The organism is Peptoniphilus sp. oral taxon 836 str. F0141, from assembly GCF_000179335.1.
GTDB classification, from domain to species: domain Bacteria; phylum Bacillota; class Clostridia; order Tissierellales; family Peptoniphilaceae; genus Peptoniphilus_A; species Peptoniphilus_A lacrimalis.
This window is the reverse complement of the sequence record NZ_AEAA01000072.1, coordinates 1-1,722: the sequence shown is the minus strand read 5'-3', so window position 1 is coordinate 1,722 and position 1,722 is coordinate 1. Positions and strand designations below refer to the sequence as shown.

2 protein-coding genes and 1 pseudogene are annotated in these 1,722 nt (G+C 29.9%); all 3 read left to right on the top strand.

All coding sequences use genetic code 11. The features are described 5' to 3' along the window. Positions 1-510, top strand: a 510-nt coding sequence (locus HMPREF9131_RS03365) for an ABC transporter substrate-binding protein (RefSeq protein WP_036744284.1), incomplete at its 5' end; no start/stop codon positions are given. A 14-nt stretch (positions 511-524) separates the two neighbouring features. Next, positions 525-1,208, top strand: a complete 684-nt coding sequence (locus HMPREF9131_RS03360; RefSeq protein WP_009345348.1) for a GTP-binding protein — start codon at positions 525-527, stop codon at positions 1,206-1,208. A 4-nt stretch (positions 1,209-1,212) separates the two neighbouring features. Further along, a pseudogene (locus tag HMPREF9131_RS03355) lies at positions 1,213-1,722 on the top strand (ATP-binding cassette domain-containing protein); the annotation flags it as partial.

The window sequence follows — 1,722 nt, the reverse complement described above, 5'->3', positions numbered from 1 at the left end:
TTGTTGAGTGGAGAATCTGAAAATTCTATAACTATTCCTGTAGCAGACCTTGATATGTATAATGCAATTTTAATTACAATATATGCTAAATTTGGTCTTGACGGTGTAAAAAAATTAAAGGACGGATTTTTTTCAAAGCTTCACCCAGCCCAAATGGTAAAGGCAGATAGGAACAATGCTGCTTGTATAAGTATTTGTCCATACTTTTTTGCAACAATGATTTCATCAGATTCTCTTAAACTTGTATGGCCAAAAGAAGGGGCAGTAATTTCACCAATATTTATGACTGCAAAAAAAGAAAGCCTAAAAAATGTAAAGGATGCAATTGATTATTTTACGTCTAAAAAAGTTGGACAAATATTTTCTTTCAACGGAAAATTCCCATCTACAGTAGTAGGAATTGACAACAATTTATCTGAAGACCAAAAGTTTTTATGGGCAGGATGGGAAATGTTAAATAATAAAAGAGAAAAATTAAAAAGTCAAATTTCACAATATTTTGATTTATAAGTAAAGGAGAAATAATGAGATTTATTACTTTTTCAGGACCTCCATCTTCTGGTAAAAGTTCTGTAATAATTAATACAATTAAAAATTTAAAAAAAGACGGTATAAAAGTTGGAGTAGTAAAGTTTGATTGCTTATATACTGATGATGACATACTATACAAAAACGCAGGAATATTGGTAAAAAAAGGCTTATCTGGAGCCTTGTGCCCTGATCATTTTTTTGTTTCTAATATTGAAGAAATTTTAAATTGGGCTAAAGAAAATTCTCTTGATATTTTAATAACTGAGTCTGCAGGTTTGTGCAATAGATGTTCACCATATTTAAAAGATATTTTGGGAATATGTGTGATTGATAATTTGTCTGGAGTAAATACACCTATGAAAATTGGTCCTATGCTTAGAAATGCTGACATTGTTGTTATCACAAAGGGAGATATAGTTTCTCAAGGGGAAAGAGAGGTTTTTTCATCAAGAGTTTTAGCTGTTAATCCAAGGGCAATAGTTATGAATATAAATGGTCTTTCTGGGCAAGGAAGCCTTGAATTATCTATGATTTTAAAAGAAAAATCAAAAGACCTTAAAGAACAAGAAAATTTAATTTTGAGATATCCCATGCCAACTGCTCTATGCTCATATTGTTTGGGAGAAACTAGAGTTGGTGAAAAATATCAATTGGGAAATGTTAAGAAAATCAGGTGAAAATATGAAGATAAGTGAAATTTTAGAAAAATATCCTTTTGCACAAGCTTATTTTGAAAATAATAAATTAAATATAGAAGGAAAAGAATCTGAGGATTTTGATTATTTTCTTAAAAACATATCTGATGAAAAATTAGAAGAACTTGCAACAGATAGAAAAGCTTTAAAAGATGGCTTAAAAAGTTTTATTGATTCTATGATGGAGTTTTTGTCAGATAATCAAATACAATCAATAACTATACTTCCAGGTAGGGATAAGGATGGAAATGAGGAAAATTTTAAAGAATTAATATTAAAAAAATCTGATGTTTTTTCAATAGTTGGGCCAACAGGAGCCGGCAAATCAAGACTTCTTTCTGATATAGATTGGCTTGCTCAGGGAGATACACCAACAGGAAGGAAAATATTAGTTAATGGTCAAAAACCAGATTCAACTATGAGATTTTCAACTCAGGATAAAATTGTCGCTGAACTTTCACAAAATATGAATTTTGTAATGGATTTAACTGTAAGA